This is a genomic window from Streptomyces sp. ERV7 (genome assembly GCF_001653515.1).
Classification (GTDB): Bacteria; Actinomycetota; Actinomycetes; order Streptomycetales; family Streptomycetaceae; genus Streptomyces.
On sequence record NZ_LYOY01000029.1, the window covers coordinates 1505655 to 1519838 of the forward strand.

Here is a 14184-nt window from a genome sequence, read left to right on the forward strand (position 1 = left end):
TCGCAGACCAACACCGCACCGCTCAGGGCCCCGCCGCGCCCTCCGCCAGGCGGCGGTCCATCGCCAAGGACAGTTCCGCCTCGACCACGTGCTTGGCCAGCGGGCGCAGCCGGGCCAGGTCCTGGTCCGAGGTGTGGGTGTGGAGCAGGTCGACGAACAGCCGGGCCAGCGCGTCCGCGTGGGAGCGGACCTCGCGGCCCGCCGCCAGGACCGCGGCGAGCGGGACGCCCTCGCGCACCAGCGCGGCCGAGACGTCGAGCAGCCGGCGGCTGATGTGGACGATCTCCTCGCCGTCGACCGCGAGATAGCCGAGGTCGAGCGCCGCCGCCAGGTTCTCCGGGGTCACCTCGCCCGCGAAGTGGTCCGCGAGGGCCTCGGGGGTGAGCCGGACCGGCGTCTCCTCGGTCGGCTCGACCAGGCCGAGCGCCTCGCCCGCGTCGCGGCCCGACTCGAACGCCGCGGTCAGGTCGGCGATGCCGGAGAGGGTGTGGCCGCGCTCCAGAAGGGCGGCGATGGTGTGCAGCCGGGCCAGATGGCGCTCGTCGTACCAGGCGATCCGGCCCTCACGGCGCGGTGGCGGGATGAGGCCGCGCTCACGGTAGAACCGCAGCGTGCGTACGGTGATGCCGGCCTTGGCGGCCAGCTCCTCCATGCGGTACTCACGGGACGCCGCCGGGACGCCGCCCCCGGGCCCGCTGCCCACTCCTCCGTCTGCCACATCCGCCAGCCTATGTTGTACCGCCAGTAACTTTCCCCGGCCGGACCCCTACCGCTCGGTATGCCGCTGCTCTACTCTCCCAACTGTGCCAGTGATTACTGGCAGAGTCGCGCGTCATACAGACTCTCCGCACAGACGTCCTGCATGGAGGCGGTGGCATGGTCCAGCACGAGCGCGAGCCCGAGCACGTACGGGTGGCGGTGATCGGGTCCGGATTCGGCGGGCTCGGGGCCACGGTCCGGCTGCGGCGCGAGGGGATCACCGACTTCGTCGTCCTTGAGCGGGCCGATTCGGTCGGCGGGACCTGGCGGGACAACAGCTATCCCGGATGCGCCTGCGACGTACCGTCGCACCTGTACTCGTTCTCCTTCGCGCCCAACCCGGAGTGGCCGCGCACCTTCTCCGGGCAGCAGCACATCCGGGCCTATCTGGAGCACGTCGCCGACACCTTCCGGCTGCGCTCGCACATCCGCTTCGACCACGAAGTGACGATGATGCGATGGGACGGCGAGCAGCTGTACTGGGTGATCGAGTGCGCCAACGGGTCCGTCCTCCACGCGGATGTCGTCGTCTCCGCCACCGGGCCGCTCTCGGACCCGAAGATGCCCGAGATCCCCGGCCTGGACACCTTCCCCGGCAAGGTCTTCCACTCCGCCCGCTGGGACCACGACTACGACCTGCGCGGCAAGCGCGTCGCCATGATCGGGACCGGCGCCTCAGCGATCCAGATCGTCCCGGCCATCCAGCCCGAGGTCCGCACCCTCACGCTCTTCCAGCGCACCCCGCCCTGGGTGATGCCGCGTGTGGACCGGGCGATCACCGCGCCCGAGCGCTGGCTGCACCGGCAGCTGCCGTTCACCGGGGCCGCGCGCCGCGGACTGCTGTGGGGCATCCGGGAGTTGCAGGTCAGCGCGTTCACCAAGCGGCCGAACGAGCTGGGCCTGGTCGAGTCGCTGGCCAAGCGGAACATGGCGCGGGCCATCAAGGACCCGGCCCTGCGCGCCAAGCTCACTCCGGACTACCGCATCGGCTGCAAGCGCATCCTGCTGTCCAGCGAGTACTACCCGACGCTCGCCAAGCCCAATGTCGACCTGGTCGCCTCGGGGCTCAGCGAGGTGCGCGGCTCCACGCTGGTCGCGGCCGACGGCACCGAGACCGAGGTCGACGCGATCATCTTCGGCACCGGGTTCCACGTCACGGACATGCCGATCGCCGACCGCGTGGTGGGCGCCGAGGGGCACACCCTCGCCCAGGCGTGGAAGGGCGGCATGGAGTCGCTGCGCGGCGCCACCGCCGCCGGGTTCCCCAACTGGATGACGATCATCGGGCCCAACACCGGCCTCGGGAACTCCTCGATGATCCTCATGATCGAGTCGCAGCTCAGCTATATGGCTGACTATCTGCGCCAGTTGGACGTCCTCGGAGGGCGCGTCGCCCTCGCCGCCCGGCCGTCCGCCGTGGGCGCCTGGAACCGGCGCGTCCAGGAGCGCATGAAGCGGACCGTGTGGAACACCGGCGGCTGCACCAGCTGGTACCTGGACGCGAGCGGCCGCAACACCACCATCTGGCCGGGCACCACCGGCGAGTTCCGCAGGGCGACCCGCGAGGTCGACCTCGGGGAGTACGAGGTGGTCCGCGCCAAGGCCGCCGAGCCCGCCCCCGCGGCGGCCGGGCCCCGCAGGTCCAGGAAGCCGGGACCGAACCCGACGACCCCCGAGGCGGTGGCCTCGTGAAGCGCCCCGCGCACGTCACCTCCGGCCCCTTCGGATGGTCGCCTCCCAGGGCCGCAGCCACTCACGGTTGCGCCGGTTCACCTCGCGCCAGACCCGCTGGTCGCGCAGCTTTATGGGGCGCAGCAGCACCTCGCCGTCCGCCAGCTCGACCGGCCATGATGGGACGTTCAGCTTGGGCTCCCCGCGGGTCTGGGGTGGTCTCCGCCCCGGATCTGGTCGACGGCGTGCAGCAACAGCCGCTCCAGGACGGCCAGTCCGTCACGGACGCCGCCGGTGGAGCCCGGCAGGTTGACGATCAGGGTGCCTTTGCCCGCGACCCCGGCGAGCCCCCGCGAGAGCGCGGCGGTCGGGACCTTGGCGAGGCCCTCCGCGCGGATCGCCTCCGGGATGCCGGGGACCTCGTAGTCGAGGACACGGCGGGTGGCGTCGGGGGTGCGGTCGGTCGGCGAGATGCCGGTGCCGCCGGTGGTGACGATGACGTCGTACCCGGCGGCCGTGCCCGCGCGCAGCGCCTGTTCGACGGGGTCGCCGTCGGGCACGACCAGCGGCCCGTCCACGGCGAAGCCGAGCCCGGCCAGGCCCTCGGCGAGGATCGGGCCGCCCCGGTCCGCGTACACACCGGCCGACGCGCGGTTGGAGGCCGTGACGACGAGCGCCGCGTACGGGGCGAGCAGCGCGGCGCCGAGGCCCGCCGAGTCGCCGGGGAAGGGCGGGGGGTTCTCCACGCCGGGGCGCTGCGGAGTGCCGCCCGGGGCCGCCGCGCCGTCCGGCGCACCCGGCGCCGTCACGGCGTGGCCCCTTCCGGCTCGGGGCGGGACCAGTCGCCCGACTTGCCGCCGGTCTTCGTCTCGACCCGCACGTCCGTGATGACGGCCGCCTTGTCCACGGCCTTCACCATGTCGACGACGGTCAGCGCGGCCACCGAGACGGCGGTCAGCGCCTCCATCTCGACGCCCGTGCGGTCGGTCGTCTTCACCGTCGCCAGGATCTCCACGGCGTCGTCGGCGACCGTGAGGTCCAGCTTCACCCCGGACACCGCGAGCGGGTGGCAGAGCGGGATCAGGTCCGGGGTGCGCTTGGCGCCCATGATCCCGGCGATCCGGGCGGTCGCCAGGGCGTCGCCCTTGGGCACGCCCTCGCCGCGCAGCAGCTCGATCACGCGCGGCGAGACGCGTACACGGCCGCTCGCGCGCGCGGTGCGGGCCGTCACGTCCTTCTCGGAGACATCGACCATACGGGCCGCGCCCGCCTCGTCGATGTGCGTCAGCCTGCCTTGCGTACTCATCGTGTGGCGCTCCCGGTCCGGCCTGTGTGGGCAGACACGCTACCGCCACCCCGGCCCGGTCAGCCGAGCAGGACCACCTCCACTTCGGAGCCGGGCTCCACCGAGGTGACGTCCTCGGGAACGACGATCAGGCAGTCCGCCTGGGCGAGGGCCGCGATCAGATGCGATCCGGAGCCTCCGACCGGGGTGACGGCCGACTCGCGCGCGTCGTAGGTCCCGCGCAGGAACTGGCGCCGGGCCGCCGGGGAGGTGAGCGCCTTGTCGGCCCTGAGCGCGGCACGCGCGCGTGGCCGGTGCACGTCCGGCAGGCCCATCAGGGTGCGGATGGCCGGCCGGACGAACAGCTCGAACGAGACGTACGACGACACCGGGTTGCCCGGCAGGGCGAGCAGCGGGGTGTGGTCGGGGCCGATCGAGCCGAAGCCCTGGGGCTTGCCGGGCTGCATGGCGAGCTTGCGGAAGTCGATGCCGCTGCCCGGCTCGTCCTCGTCGCCCACCGAGGACAGCGCCTCCTTGACGACGTCGTACGCCCCCACGCTCACACCGCCGGTGGTCACCAGCAGATCGGCGCGGATCAGCTGGTCCTCGATGGTCGCGCGCAGCGTCTCGGCGTCGTCGGTGACCGCGCCCACCCGGTACGCGATCGCTCCCGCGTCGCGCGCGGCGGCGGCCAGCGCGAAGCTGTTGGAGTCGTAGATCTGGCCCTCGGCCAACTTCTCGCCGGGCTGGACGAGTTCGCTGCCGGTCGAGACGACGACCACGCGCGGGCGCGGGCGGACCTTCACGGTGCCCCGGCCGATCGCCGCGAGCAGGCCGATCTGGGGCGGGCCGAGCACGGTCCCGGCGGCCAGGGCGAGATCGCCCGCCTGCACGTCGCTGCCGCGCGCGCGGACGTGGGCGCGGGCCTCGGCGGGCCGGTGGACCCGGACCTCGCCGCCGGCGCCCTCGGGCGCGTCGCTGGCGGCACGCATCCCGGTGGCCGCGCCGCCGCCGGTGCCGCCGTCGGTCCACTCGACCGGGACGACGGCCTCGGCGCCGGGCGGCAGCGGGGCACCGGTCATGATCCGGGCGGCCTCGCCGGGACCGACGGCCGGGAGCTCACCGCTGCCCGCGGCGACGTCGCCGATCACGGTCAGCACCGCGGGGAACTCCTCGCTGGCGCCCGCCACGTCCGCGACGCGCACCGCGTACCCGTCCATCGAGCTGTTGTCGAAGGGCGGCAGCGCGAGCGGCACCGTGACGTCCTCGACCAGCACGCAGCCCTGGGCGTCGGGCAGTTGCAGCTCGATGGGTTCGAGCGGCTCCACGGTGGCGAGGACGTCCTCCAGGTGCTCGTCGACCGACCAGATCGTGTTGCTCAAGGTGCCTGCATCTCCTCGGTCACGTAACTGCGAAGCCAGGCCTTGAAGTCGGGGCCCAGGTCTTCACGTTCGCACGCGAGTCTGACAATGGCACGCAGATAGTCGCCGCGGTCGCCGGTGTCGTAGCGGCGGCCCTTGAAGACCACGCCGTGCACCGGGCCGCCGACCTTCTCGTCCGCGGCCAGCTGCTGGAGCGCGTCGGTGAGCTGGATCTCGCCGCCGCGGCCCGGCTCGGTCTGGCGCAGTATCGCGAAGACCGCGGGGTCCAGCACGTACCGGCCGATGATGGCGAGGTTGCTGGGCGCGTCGGACGGGTCGGGCTTCTCCACCAGGCCGGTGATCCGTACGACGTCGCCGTGACCGGTGGGCTCGACGGCCGCGCAGCCGTACAGGTGGATCTGGGAGGGGTCGACCTCCATCAGGGCGATCACACTGCCGCCCTCGCGCTCCTGGATCTCCACCATCCGGGAGAGCAGCGGGTCGCGCGCGTCGATGAGGTCGTCGCCGAGGAGCACCGCGAAGGGCTGCTCGCCCACGTGGGGCGCGGCGCACAGCACGGCGTGGCCCAGGCCCCTGGGGTCGCCCTGGCGCACGTAGTGCATGGCGGCGAGGTCGCTGGACTCGCGGACCTTGGCGAGCCGGGCCTCGTCGCCCTTGCGGGAGAGGGCCTCCTCCAGCTCGTAGTTGCGGTCGAAGTGGTCCTCCAGGGGGCGCTTGTTGCGCCCGGTGATCATCAGCACGTCCGAGAGGCCGGCGGCGACCGCCTCTTCGACCACGTACTGGATCGCGGGCTTGTCGACGACCGGCAGCATCTCCTTGGGCGTGGCCTTGGTGGCCGGCAGGAACCGGGTGCCGAGGCCTGCCGCCGGAATGACAGCCTTGGTGATCCGTGGTGACGACTGAGTCATGCGCAGCACACTAACCGCTGCGTATGGGCGGAAGATTATCCTCCGGTTAATTCAGCCTCATAAACCGGCATTTGAGGGGATTGTGAAAACACTGTGAGTGATGGTGCAGCCGAAAAGGCCCTCTTGCGCGGGGAACTCCTGGGTGCCCGGCGCCTCCTGGCGGAGGACGACGTCCACCGGGCGGCCGAGGAGCTGGCCCGCCGTGCGCTCGGACTTCCCGAGCTCGCGGCGGCCGGAACCGTCGCCGCGTACGTCTCGGTGGGGCGCGAGCCCGGGACGCGTGCGCTCCTCGACGCGCTGCGCGCGCGTGGGGTACGCATCCTGCTGCCCGTACTGCAATCGGACAATGACCTGGACTGGGCGGAGTACGAGGGCGCGGACCGGCTCGAACCGGCCGGGCGGGGGCTCCTGGAGCCGTCGGGGCCCCGGCTCGGCCCGGCCGCCGTGGTGGGCGCCGACACGGTGCTGCTGCCCGGCCTCGCGGTCGACGCGCGCGGGATGCGCCTGGGCCGGGGCGGCGGCTCGTACGACCGGGTGCTGGCCCGGATCGCGGCGGCGGGCCACGATCCCGCGCGCGTGGTGCTCCTGTACGAGAACGAGGTGGTCGCCCGGGTCCCGGAGGAACCGCACGACCACCCCGTACACGCGGTGGTCACCCCGAAGGGCGTGACCCGCTTCAAGGCCTGAGCCTCGGCTCACGGCCAGAAGCTCACTGCCTGAGCCTCGGCTTCAGAAGAAGCTCACGGCTTGAGGCTCACGGCTTGAGCGTCAGCGTGTCGACCGTCGACGCGTCGACCGCCTTGGCGCCGAAGGACCACTCCAGCTGCTCGCCCCTGGCCCACTTCCCGGTCTGGTCCGAGTAGTGCGCGCTGTAGGCGTGGCCGGAGGCGCCGGTGAGGTTGATCCACTTCGACTTGTCGAAGTCCTTCAGGTTCACCACCATCCGCATCGACGGCACCCAGGTGACCGAGTAGTCGCCGCCTCCCGCGTTCCAGCCCGTCGCGTTGACCGCCGCCTCGCCGCCGCCCAGGTTCCACGGGCCGCGGTTGAGGAGGTAGCGCACGATGCCGGGGCCGTCGGTGCCCAGGGTCTGGTTCTTCAGCGTCAGCTGGTGCAGCTGACCCCAGCTCCAGGTGGTGACGTCCTTGCCGAGCTTGGCCGTCAGCTCCCAGCGGGCGTCCTTCATCGCGCGCGCCAGCAGCTGGTCACGGGTCTTGGTGGCCGGGTCCAGACGGCTCTTGGGCGTCTGCCACCACTCGTTCTTCTCGTCGTTGAAGATCCGCCGGACCACCTCGAACCAGCGGTCGCCGCCGTCGGGCTGCGCCGAGTCCGCGTCGCGCTGGCCGCACTCGCGCACCAGCCCGTTGAGGTCGTCCACCGGGCCGGAGCTGTCCGGCGGCCGCACGTTCAGGCACTCGCCCTCGACCCGGAGCTCCTTGGGGAGCTTGTTGCCGAAGGCCAGCTTGAGGACGTTGCGCCACACCGCGTTGAAGTAGGCGGCCCCTCCGGAGTCCGACTCCTGGGTGTAGTCCCAGCCCTCCAGCAGCTTCTGCGCCTCCCGTACGGCCGGGTCGGGGACGTCGATCTTCAGCAGCGCGGGCGTCAGCAGCGCGGCGATCTCGCTGCTGTTGTCCATCTGCATCTTCTGCATGTCCTCGGTGGAGACCTTGCCGCCGTCCTTGGTCTTCGACTCGATGAGGTCGTTGATCCGCTGGCTGCGGGTGCCGTAGCCCCAGTCCTTGGTCAGCAGGTACGGGTACTTCTTCTCGTCGATCACGGCCTGGTTGGCGGTGACGATGTAGCCGCGCTTGGGGTCGAACTCGTACGGGAGCTGGTCGAAGGGGATGTACTTCTTCCAGTCGTACCGGGAGTCCCAGCCGGGGGCGGGCACGGACCCGTCGAAGCCCTTGGCGCGGACCGGGATCTTCCCCGGCGCCTGGTAGCCGATGTGGCCCTTGGTGTCGGCGTAGATCAGGTTCTGCGAGGGGACCTCGAAGTCCTTCGCCGCCGCCCGGAAGGACTTGAAGTCCTTGGCCCGGTCGAGCTCGAAGACGGCGTCCATGGACTTGCCGGCCTCCAGGGCGGTCCACTTCAGGGCCACCGCGTACCCCTCGCCCCGGTCCGGGGCGGAGGTGGCCACGGGGGCCTTCTTGCCGACCTTCTCCAGCTCGTCGTCACGGTCGGAGACCAGCGGGCCGTTGTTGGTCTCGCGCACGGTGATCGTCTTGCTCTTGCCGCCCGCGACCTTGATGACCTCCTCGCGGGTGCGAAGGGCCTTCTGCTGGTTGTCGTACAGGTAGGTGCCGCCGGGAGCGATCTTCTCCAGGTAGAGGTCGGTCACGTCGGCGCCCAGGTTGGTGAACCCCCAGGAGATGTCCTGGTTGTGGCCGATGACCACACCGGGCATCCCGGAGAACGTGTAGCCCGCCACGTCGAAGCCGCAGGTCGCGGAGACCTTTCGGCAGTGCAGGCCCATCTGGTACCAGAGCGACGGCATCATCGGCGCGAGGTGCGGGTCGTTGGCGAGCAGCGGCATGCCGGTCGTCGTGTACTTGCCGGAGACGACCCAGGAGTTGGAGCCGATGCCGCTGCCGTTGGGGCCGAGCAGCGCCGGGATCTTTTCGAGGCTCCTGGAGAGGCGCGCGAGCTGCGCCTGCGCGCCCTGGGTGGCGCCCTGGACGCTCGACCCGGCCCCGGTGCCGGTGCTCGGCTCACGGTTCGGGTCGTACTTGCCGGTGATCTTGTTGACCGAGCCCCCGTCGACGATCGGCCGGTGGGTGGCGGTCGGATACGGCGGGTACAGGTCCTTGATCTGCTTGGGCGTGAGTCGGCTGGTCATCAGGGACCGGTCGATCTCGTCCTGCATGTTGCCGCGCAGGTCCCAGGCCATCGCCTTGAGCCAGGCCACCGAGTCGACCGGAGTCCACTTCTCGGCCTTGTAGTCGTGGACGAAGTCCAGCGCCGCGTACTCGACGGAGATGTCCTTGGGGCCCTTGCCCTCCAGATAGGCGTTGACACCGGCGGCGTACGCCTGGAGGTACTTCTTCGTCTGCGGTGACAGCTTGGTGTCGTACTCCTGCTGCGCGACCCGGCGCCAGCCGAGAGTGCGCAGGAAGGCGTCGGTCTCGACCTGGTCCTTGCCGAACATCTCCGACAGCCGGCCGGAGGTCACGTGGCGGCGGACGTCCATCTCCCAGAAGCGGTCCTGGGCCTGGACGAAGCCCTGGGCCATGAAGAGGTCGGTGTCGTTGTCCGCGTAGACCTGCGGCACCCCGTAGTCGTCGCGCTTGACCTCCACCGGGCCGCCGGTGAGGCCCTTGAGCTGGATCGACCCCGTGGTCTGCGGGAAGGAGGCGCGCACGGTGCTGACGCCCCAGTACGCGCCGTATCCGACACCCGCTACGAGCGCCAGCACCAGGACGATCAGGAACAGCCGGGCACGGCGTCCCTTCTTCCTGACCTTCGTCTTGGCGGAAGGGGCGGTTGTGTTGGCGGGCATCGCTGTCCTTCGAGGGGCAGGGTGGTCCTAGGTGCTGGAGCAACCATAGGCGCAGCGACTGACAGCCCCGGACGCGGTGTCTTTTATGAGCGTCAGCCCGTCCTACTGACACGTTCTTGCGTAAAGAACTCGTCAAAGATTAGGTAAGGTAACGAAGTACCGGTGGCCGGAGGAACGTTCCGGCACCCGTGCGTGAGGGCGCCTGACGGCGCGTGAGGGGAAGGATCGGCCACTGACTGTCCACCATCTCAACGAGCTCCTGCTCATCTGCTCGCTCGTCCTGCTCATCGCCGTCGCGGCGGTGCGTATCTCCTCGCGCAGCGGGCTCCCGAGCCTGCTCCTGTATCTCGGCATCGGGATCGCGATAGGGCAGGACGGGATCTTCGACGTCCAGTTCGACAACGCCGAGATGACCCAGGTCATCGGCTATGCCGCCCTGGTGGTGATCCTGGCCGAGGGCGGTCTGGGCACCAAGTGGAAGGAGATCCGCCCGGCGCTGCCGGCGGCGGTCGTGCTCTCGATCGTCGGTGTCGCGGTGAGCGTGGGGGTCACCGCGGCCGGTGCGCACTATCTGGTCGGGCTCGAATGGCGGCAGTCACTGATCATCGGCGCGGTGGTGTCCTCGACGGACGCCGCGGCCGTCTTCTCCGTCCTGCGCAGGGTCCCGCTGCCGTCCCGGATCACCGGCGTCCTGGAGGCCGAGTCGGGCTTCAACGACGCCCCGGTCGTCATCCTGGTCGTCGCCTTCTCCACCCCGGGCCCGGTGGACTCCTGGTACCTGCTGGCCGGCAAGATCGCTCTTGAGCTGGCGATCGGCGCCGGGACGGGCCTCGCGGTCGGCTGGCTCGGCTCCTGGGGCCTGCGGCACGTGGCGCTGCCCGCGTCCGGCCTCTACCCGATCGCCGTGATGGCGATCGCGGTGACCGCGTACGCGGCGGGCGCCATGGCCCACGGCTCCGGCTTCCTCGCCGTCTATCTGGCCGCGATGGTCCTCGGCAACGCCAAGCTGCCGCACTGGCCCGCCACCCGGGGCTTCGCGGACGGCCTCGGCTGGATCGCCCAGATCGGCATGTTCGTCCTGCTCGGCCTGCTCGTCACCCCGCACGAGCTGCCCGGCGACTTCTGGCCCGCCGTGATCATCGGCCTGGCCCTGACGATGGTGGCCCGGCCGCTGGCGGTGCTGGTCAGCCTGGCGCCGTTCAGGATGCCCTGGCGGGAGAAGGCCCTGATGTCCTGGGCGGGGCTGCGCGGCGCCGTGCCCATCATCCTGGCCACCATCCCCATGGTCTCCGGGATCGACGGCAGCGAGCGGGTCTTCAACATCGTCTTCGTACTGGTCGTCGTCTACACCCTCGTCCAGGGCCCGACACTGCCCTGGCTCGCCCGCAAGCTGCGGATCTCGGACACCGAGACCGCCTCCGACCTGGGCATCGAGTCGGCGCCCCTGGAGCGGCTGCGCGGCCATCTGCTGTCGGTGGCGATCCCGCCCGAGTCGCGGATGCACGGCGTCGAGGTGCACGAGCTGCGCCTGCCGCCGGGAGCCGCGGTCACCCTGGTCGTCCGGGACGGCACAAGCTTCGTACCGGGGCCGACGACTGTGCTGCGGCGCGGCGACGAGCTGCTCGTGGTGGCCACCGATCCGGTACGGGACGCGGCCGAGGCGCGGCTGCGGGCGGTCGGCCAGGGCGGAAAGCTGGCCGGGTGGCTGGGGACCGGCGGGCCGGGGCCCGGGCCGTCGAATCAGGGAACAACCGGAAGAAGATCCGGTTAATCGCAGGTGTGATCTTGGCCATCCGCGCGCTTTCACAGGCGCGGGGCCGAATCCCCCTGTACCATGAAGGCACACCACTGATCGACCAACTCTGCCTGACGCAGAGCTGGCGCGACCCGTATGGCGGTCGGAGGCTCTCGCAGTGAGCCCCGGCATCTACCGCAGTTCCGCGCAAGAGGACAGCTCTCGGCAACGCCCGTACCCACCCGTACGAGGGGCGCGCTACCAGGCGGCAGAAAGGCAAGGGCCGTGGCATCCACGGTCGCTTCCGAGCGTCGCCCCGGCTACGGGCAGCTCCTGCGCACTCCCGGCGCACTCTCGTTCCTCCTGCCCGGCTTCGCCGCCCGGCAGCCCTTCGCGATGCTCACCATCGGCATCGTGCTCCTCGTCCAGCACACCACCGGCTCGTACGGCAGCGCCGGCGCCGTGGCCGCCGTCACCGGCGTCTCCATGGCCCTCTTCGCGCCGCAGAGCGGCAAGCTCGCCGACCGCTTCGGCCAGCGCGCCGTGCTGCTCCCCGGCGTCCTCGTGCACACCGCCTCGGGCTCCGTGCTGATCGCGCTGGCGCTGGCCGGTGCCCCCCTGTGGGCGCTGTTCATCGCCGCCGTCCCGACCGGCGCCTCGGTGCCGCAGATCGGGCCGATGGTCCGGGCCCGCTGGGCCGCCAAGCTCGACGGCTCGCCCCTGATGTCCACGGCCGCCGCCTTCGAGTCGGTGACCGACGAGTTCACCTTCGTGATCGGCCCGGTGCTCGCCACCGCGCTGTGCACCGGTGTCCACCCGGCCGCCGGACTGATCACCGAAGCCGCGCTGACCCTGGTCGGCGGCTTGCTCTTCGCCTCCCAGCACCGCACCCAGCCGCAGCCCAGCCGGGCCGGCGCGGACCACGCGCGCGTGGAGCACGTCTCCGCGCTCTCCATCCCCGGTGTGCGCGTCCTGGCCGTGTCCTTCCTCGGCATCGGCGCCGTCTTCGGCGGTATGCAGGTCTCGCTGACCGCGTTCTCCGAGGAGATCGGCAACCCCGGCGCCAACGGCCTGCTGTACGGGGTCTTCGCCGCGGGCAACATGCTGGCGGGCATCGCGTGCGGCGCCATCGCCTGGAAGTCCGCTCCCCGTACCCGGCTGATCGCCGGCTACACCGGTCTGACCCTGGCCGCCTCGGGCCTGTGGGCCATGCACTCCGCGGTGCTGCTCGGCGGCCTCGGGCTGATCGTCGGCCTCTGCATCGCCCCGGCCCTGATCACCGGCTACACGCTGGTCGAGTCCCTGGTCCCGGCCTCCGCCCGGACCGAGGCCTTCACCTGGCTGACCGGCGCGGTGGCCCTGGGCCAGGCCGGAGCGGTCACCGTGGCCGGCCGCCTCGCCGACGCCCACGGCTCCAGCGCGGGCTTCCTGGTGCCCCTGGTGGGCACCGCGCTGGCCCTGGTCACGCTGCTCTCCCTGCGCTCGCGACTCGCTCCGCGCTCCTCGGGACGGACCGTCGCCCGTAGTGGCGTCGGTCACCGAGTTCCCGTGACGGTGGACTGATCCAGCGGAATACGTCACTATGGACCGTCGTTAGCACTCATCGAGTGAGAGTGCCAGGAGGAAGACAAGTGCCGACCTACCAGTACCAGTGCACCGAGTGCGGCGAAGGCCTCGAGGCGGTGCAGAAGTTCACCGACGACGCCCTGACCGTCTGCCCGAACTGCGACGGACGCCTCAAGAAGGTGTTCTCGGCCGTCGGCATCGTCTTCAAGGGCTCCGGCTTCTACCGCAACGACAGCCGCGGCGCCTCGTCGAGCAGCACGCCCGCGTCCTCGGCCGCCAAGCCGTCGACGTCGTCGAGCTCCGATGCGAAGCCTGCCGCCTCGACGTCCTCGACGTCCTCCTCTTCGTCGAGCTCCAGCAGCTCGTCGTCGGCCGCCTGACCCGGCCGCACACACACGGGAGACACCCAAGACCCCGCCGTCCCGGACGGCGGGGTCTTCGGCATGCCCGCACCCGTTCTGCCCGCACCCTTGTGGCGGCGCCCGTTCTGGCCGCCGAGTGCCCCGACTAGGGTGCTGCGCATGGCTAACGCAGAGAGCGCAGTGAACGCAGGCAACGCGGAGATCGGCGTCATCGGTGGCTCGGGCTTCTACTCGTTCCTGGACGACGTGACCGAGATCCAGGTCGACACTCCTTACGGAAGCCCCAGCGACTCCCTGTTCCTGGGCGAGATCGCCGGGCGCCGGGTCGCCTTCCTGCCCCGGCACGGCCGCGGCCACCACCTCCCGCCGCACCGCATCAACTACCGCGCCAACCTGTGGGCCCTGCGCTCGGTGGGCGTGCGCCAGGTGCTCGGCCCGTGCGCGGTGGGCGGGCTGCGGCCCGAGTACGGACCGGGGACGCTGCTCGTGCCGGACCAGCTGGTGGACCGTACGAAGTCGCGCGTCCAGACGTACTACGACGGCTACCCGCTGCCCGACGGCTCGGTCCCGAACGTCGTGCACGTGGCACTGGCCGACCCGTACTGCCCCGAGGGCCGCAAGGCCGCGCTCACGGCCGCACGGGGCCGGAACTGGGAGCCGGTGGACGGCGGCACGCTGGTGGTCATAGAGGGCCCGCGCTTCTCCACGCGCGCGGAGTCGCAGTGGCACGCGGCGATGGGCTGGTCGGTGGTGGGCATGACCGGGCACCCCGAGGCGGTGCTCGCCCGCGAACTGGGGCTCTGCTACACCACGATGACCCTGGTCACCGACCTGGACGCGGGCGCGGAGACCGGCGAGGGCGTCTCCCACGAGGAGGTGCTGCGGGTCTTCGCGGCCAATGTGGACCGGCTCCGCTCGGTCCTCTTCGACGCGGTGGCGGGCCTGCCGACGGGCGAGCGCGACTGCCTGTGCACGCGGGCGCTGGACGGGTTGGACACGGGGATCCGGCTGCCGTAG

Annotated in this window: 12 protein-coding genes and 1 pseudogene; 6 read left to right on the forward strand and 7 right to left on the reverse strand. The window is 71.4% G+C overall.

Annotation, left to right across the window (positions count from 1 at the left end):
• Positions 1-22: 22 nt before the first annotated feature.
• Positions 23-652 (reverse strand): MerR family transcriptional regulator, encoded by a 630-nt coding sequence (locus tag A8W25_RS13085; protein ID WP_067161187.1) that lies wholly within the window; start codon positions 650-652, stop codon positions 23-25.
• 224 nt (positions 653-876) lie between these two features.
• On the opposite strand from A8W25_RS13085, the gene A8W25_RS13090 reads away from it, so the two are divergent.
• Positions 877-2451, forward strand: a complete 1575-nt coding sequence (locus A8W25_RS13090) for a flavin-containing monooxygenase (RefSeq protein ID WP_067160097.1) — start codon at positions 877-879, stop codon at positions 2449-2451.
• Between the two features lie 33 nt (positions 2452-2484).
• On the opposite strand, the pseudogene A8W25_RS34850 reads toward A8W25_RS13090, so the two are convergent.
• The 5 genes and pseudogenes from A8W25_RS34850 to galU all read right to left on the reverse strand — a co-directional run.
• Positions 2485-2622: pseudogene (locus tag A8W25_RS34850) on the reverse strand (GNAT family N-acetyltransferase); the annotation flags it as partial.
• The gene (locus A8W25_RS13095; protein ID WP_067161189.1) at positions 2619-3125 is read right to left on the reverse strand and encodes a MogA/MoaB family molybdenum cofactor biosynthesis protein; all 507 of its coding nucleotides are present in this window, start codon (positions 3123-3125) and stop codon (positions 2619-2621) included. The pseudogene A8W25_RS34850 and the gene A8W25_RS13095, both read right to left, overlap by 4 nt.
• A 110-nt stretch (positions 3126-3235) precedes the next feature.
• Entirely contained in the window at positions 3236-3736 is a 501-nt protein-coding gene (moaC, locus tag A8W25_RS13100) for a cyclic pyranopterin monophosphate synthase MoaC (RefSeq protein ID WP_067160100.1), read from the reverse strand.
• Positions 3737-3795: 59 nt separating this feature from the next.
• Complete coding sequence (gene glp, locus A8W25_RS13105) at positions 3796-5097, reverse strand: gephyrin-like molybdotransferase Glp (protein WP_067160103.1); 1302 nt, start codon at positions 5095-5097, stop codon at positions 3796-3798.
• Entirely contained in the window at positions 5094-6005 is a 912-nt protein-coding gene (gene galU, locus A8W25_RS13110; RefSeq protein WP_067161191.1) for a UTP--glucose-1-phosphate uridylyltransferase GalU, read from the reverse strand. The genes glp and galU overlap by 4 nt, the downstream gene beginning before the upstream one ends.
• Before the next feature lie 123 nt (positions 6006-6128).
• Between galU and A8W25_RS13115 the strand changes: the two genes are divergently transcribed.
• Positions 6129-6692 carry a 5-formyltetrahydrofolate cyclo-ligase gene (locus A8W25_RS13115; RefSeq protein WP_420708447.1) on the forward strand — a complete coding sequence of 188 codons (564 nt, stop codon included), beginning with the start codon at positions 6129-6131 and terminating at the stop codon, positions 6690-6692.
• 67 nt (positions 6693-6759) lie between these two features.
• Here A8W25_RS13115 and A8W25_RS13120 read toward each other — a convergent pair whose 3' ends face one another.
• Positions 6760-9504 (reverse strand): penicillin acylase family protein, encoded by a 2745-nt coding sequence (locus A8W25_RS13120; protein ID WP_067160109.1) that lies wholly within the window; start codon positions 9502-9504, stop codon positions 6760-6762.
• Positions 9505-9706: 202 nt separating this feature from the next.
• Here A8W25_RS13120 and A8W25_RS13125 point away from each other — a divergent pair, with 202 nt between their 5' ends.
• The 4 genes from A8W25_RS13125 to A8W25_RS13140 all read left to right on the forward strand — a co-directional run bounded on the left by A8W25_RS13125 (position 9707) and on the right by A8W25_RS13140 (position 14184).
• The gene (locus A8W25_RS13125) at positions 9707-11275 is read left to right on the forward strand and encodes a potassium/proton antiporter (RefSeq protein WP_079125993.1); all 1569 of its coding nucleotides are present in this window, start codon (positions 9707-9709) and stop codon (positions 11273-11275) included.
• Positions 11276-11524: 249 nt separating this feature from the next.
• Positions 11525-12802: an MFS transporter gene (locus A8W25_RS13130; protein ID WP_067160115.1), complete on the forward strand. Its 1278-nt coding sequence runs from the start codon at positions 11525-11527 to the stop codon at positions 12800-12802.
• Positions 12803-12870: 68 nt separating this feature from the next.
• Entirely contained in the window at positions 12871-13185 is a 315-nt protein-coding gene (locus A8W25_RS13135) for an FmdB family zinc ribbon protein (protein WP_067160119.1), read from the forward strand.
• Between the two features lie 141 nt (positions 13186-13326).
• Positions 13327-14184, forward strand: coding sequence for an S-methyl-5'-thioadenosine phosphorylase (locus A8W25_RS13140; RefSeq protein WP_067160122.1), 858 nt, complete (start codon positions 13327-13329; stop codon positions 14182-14184).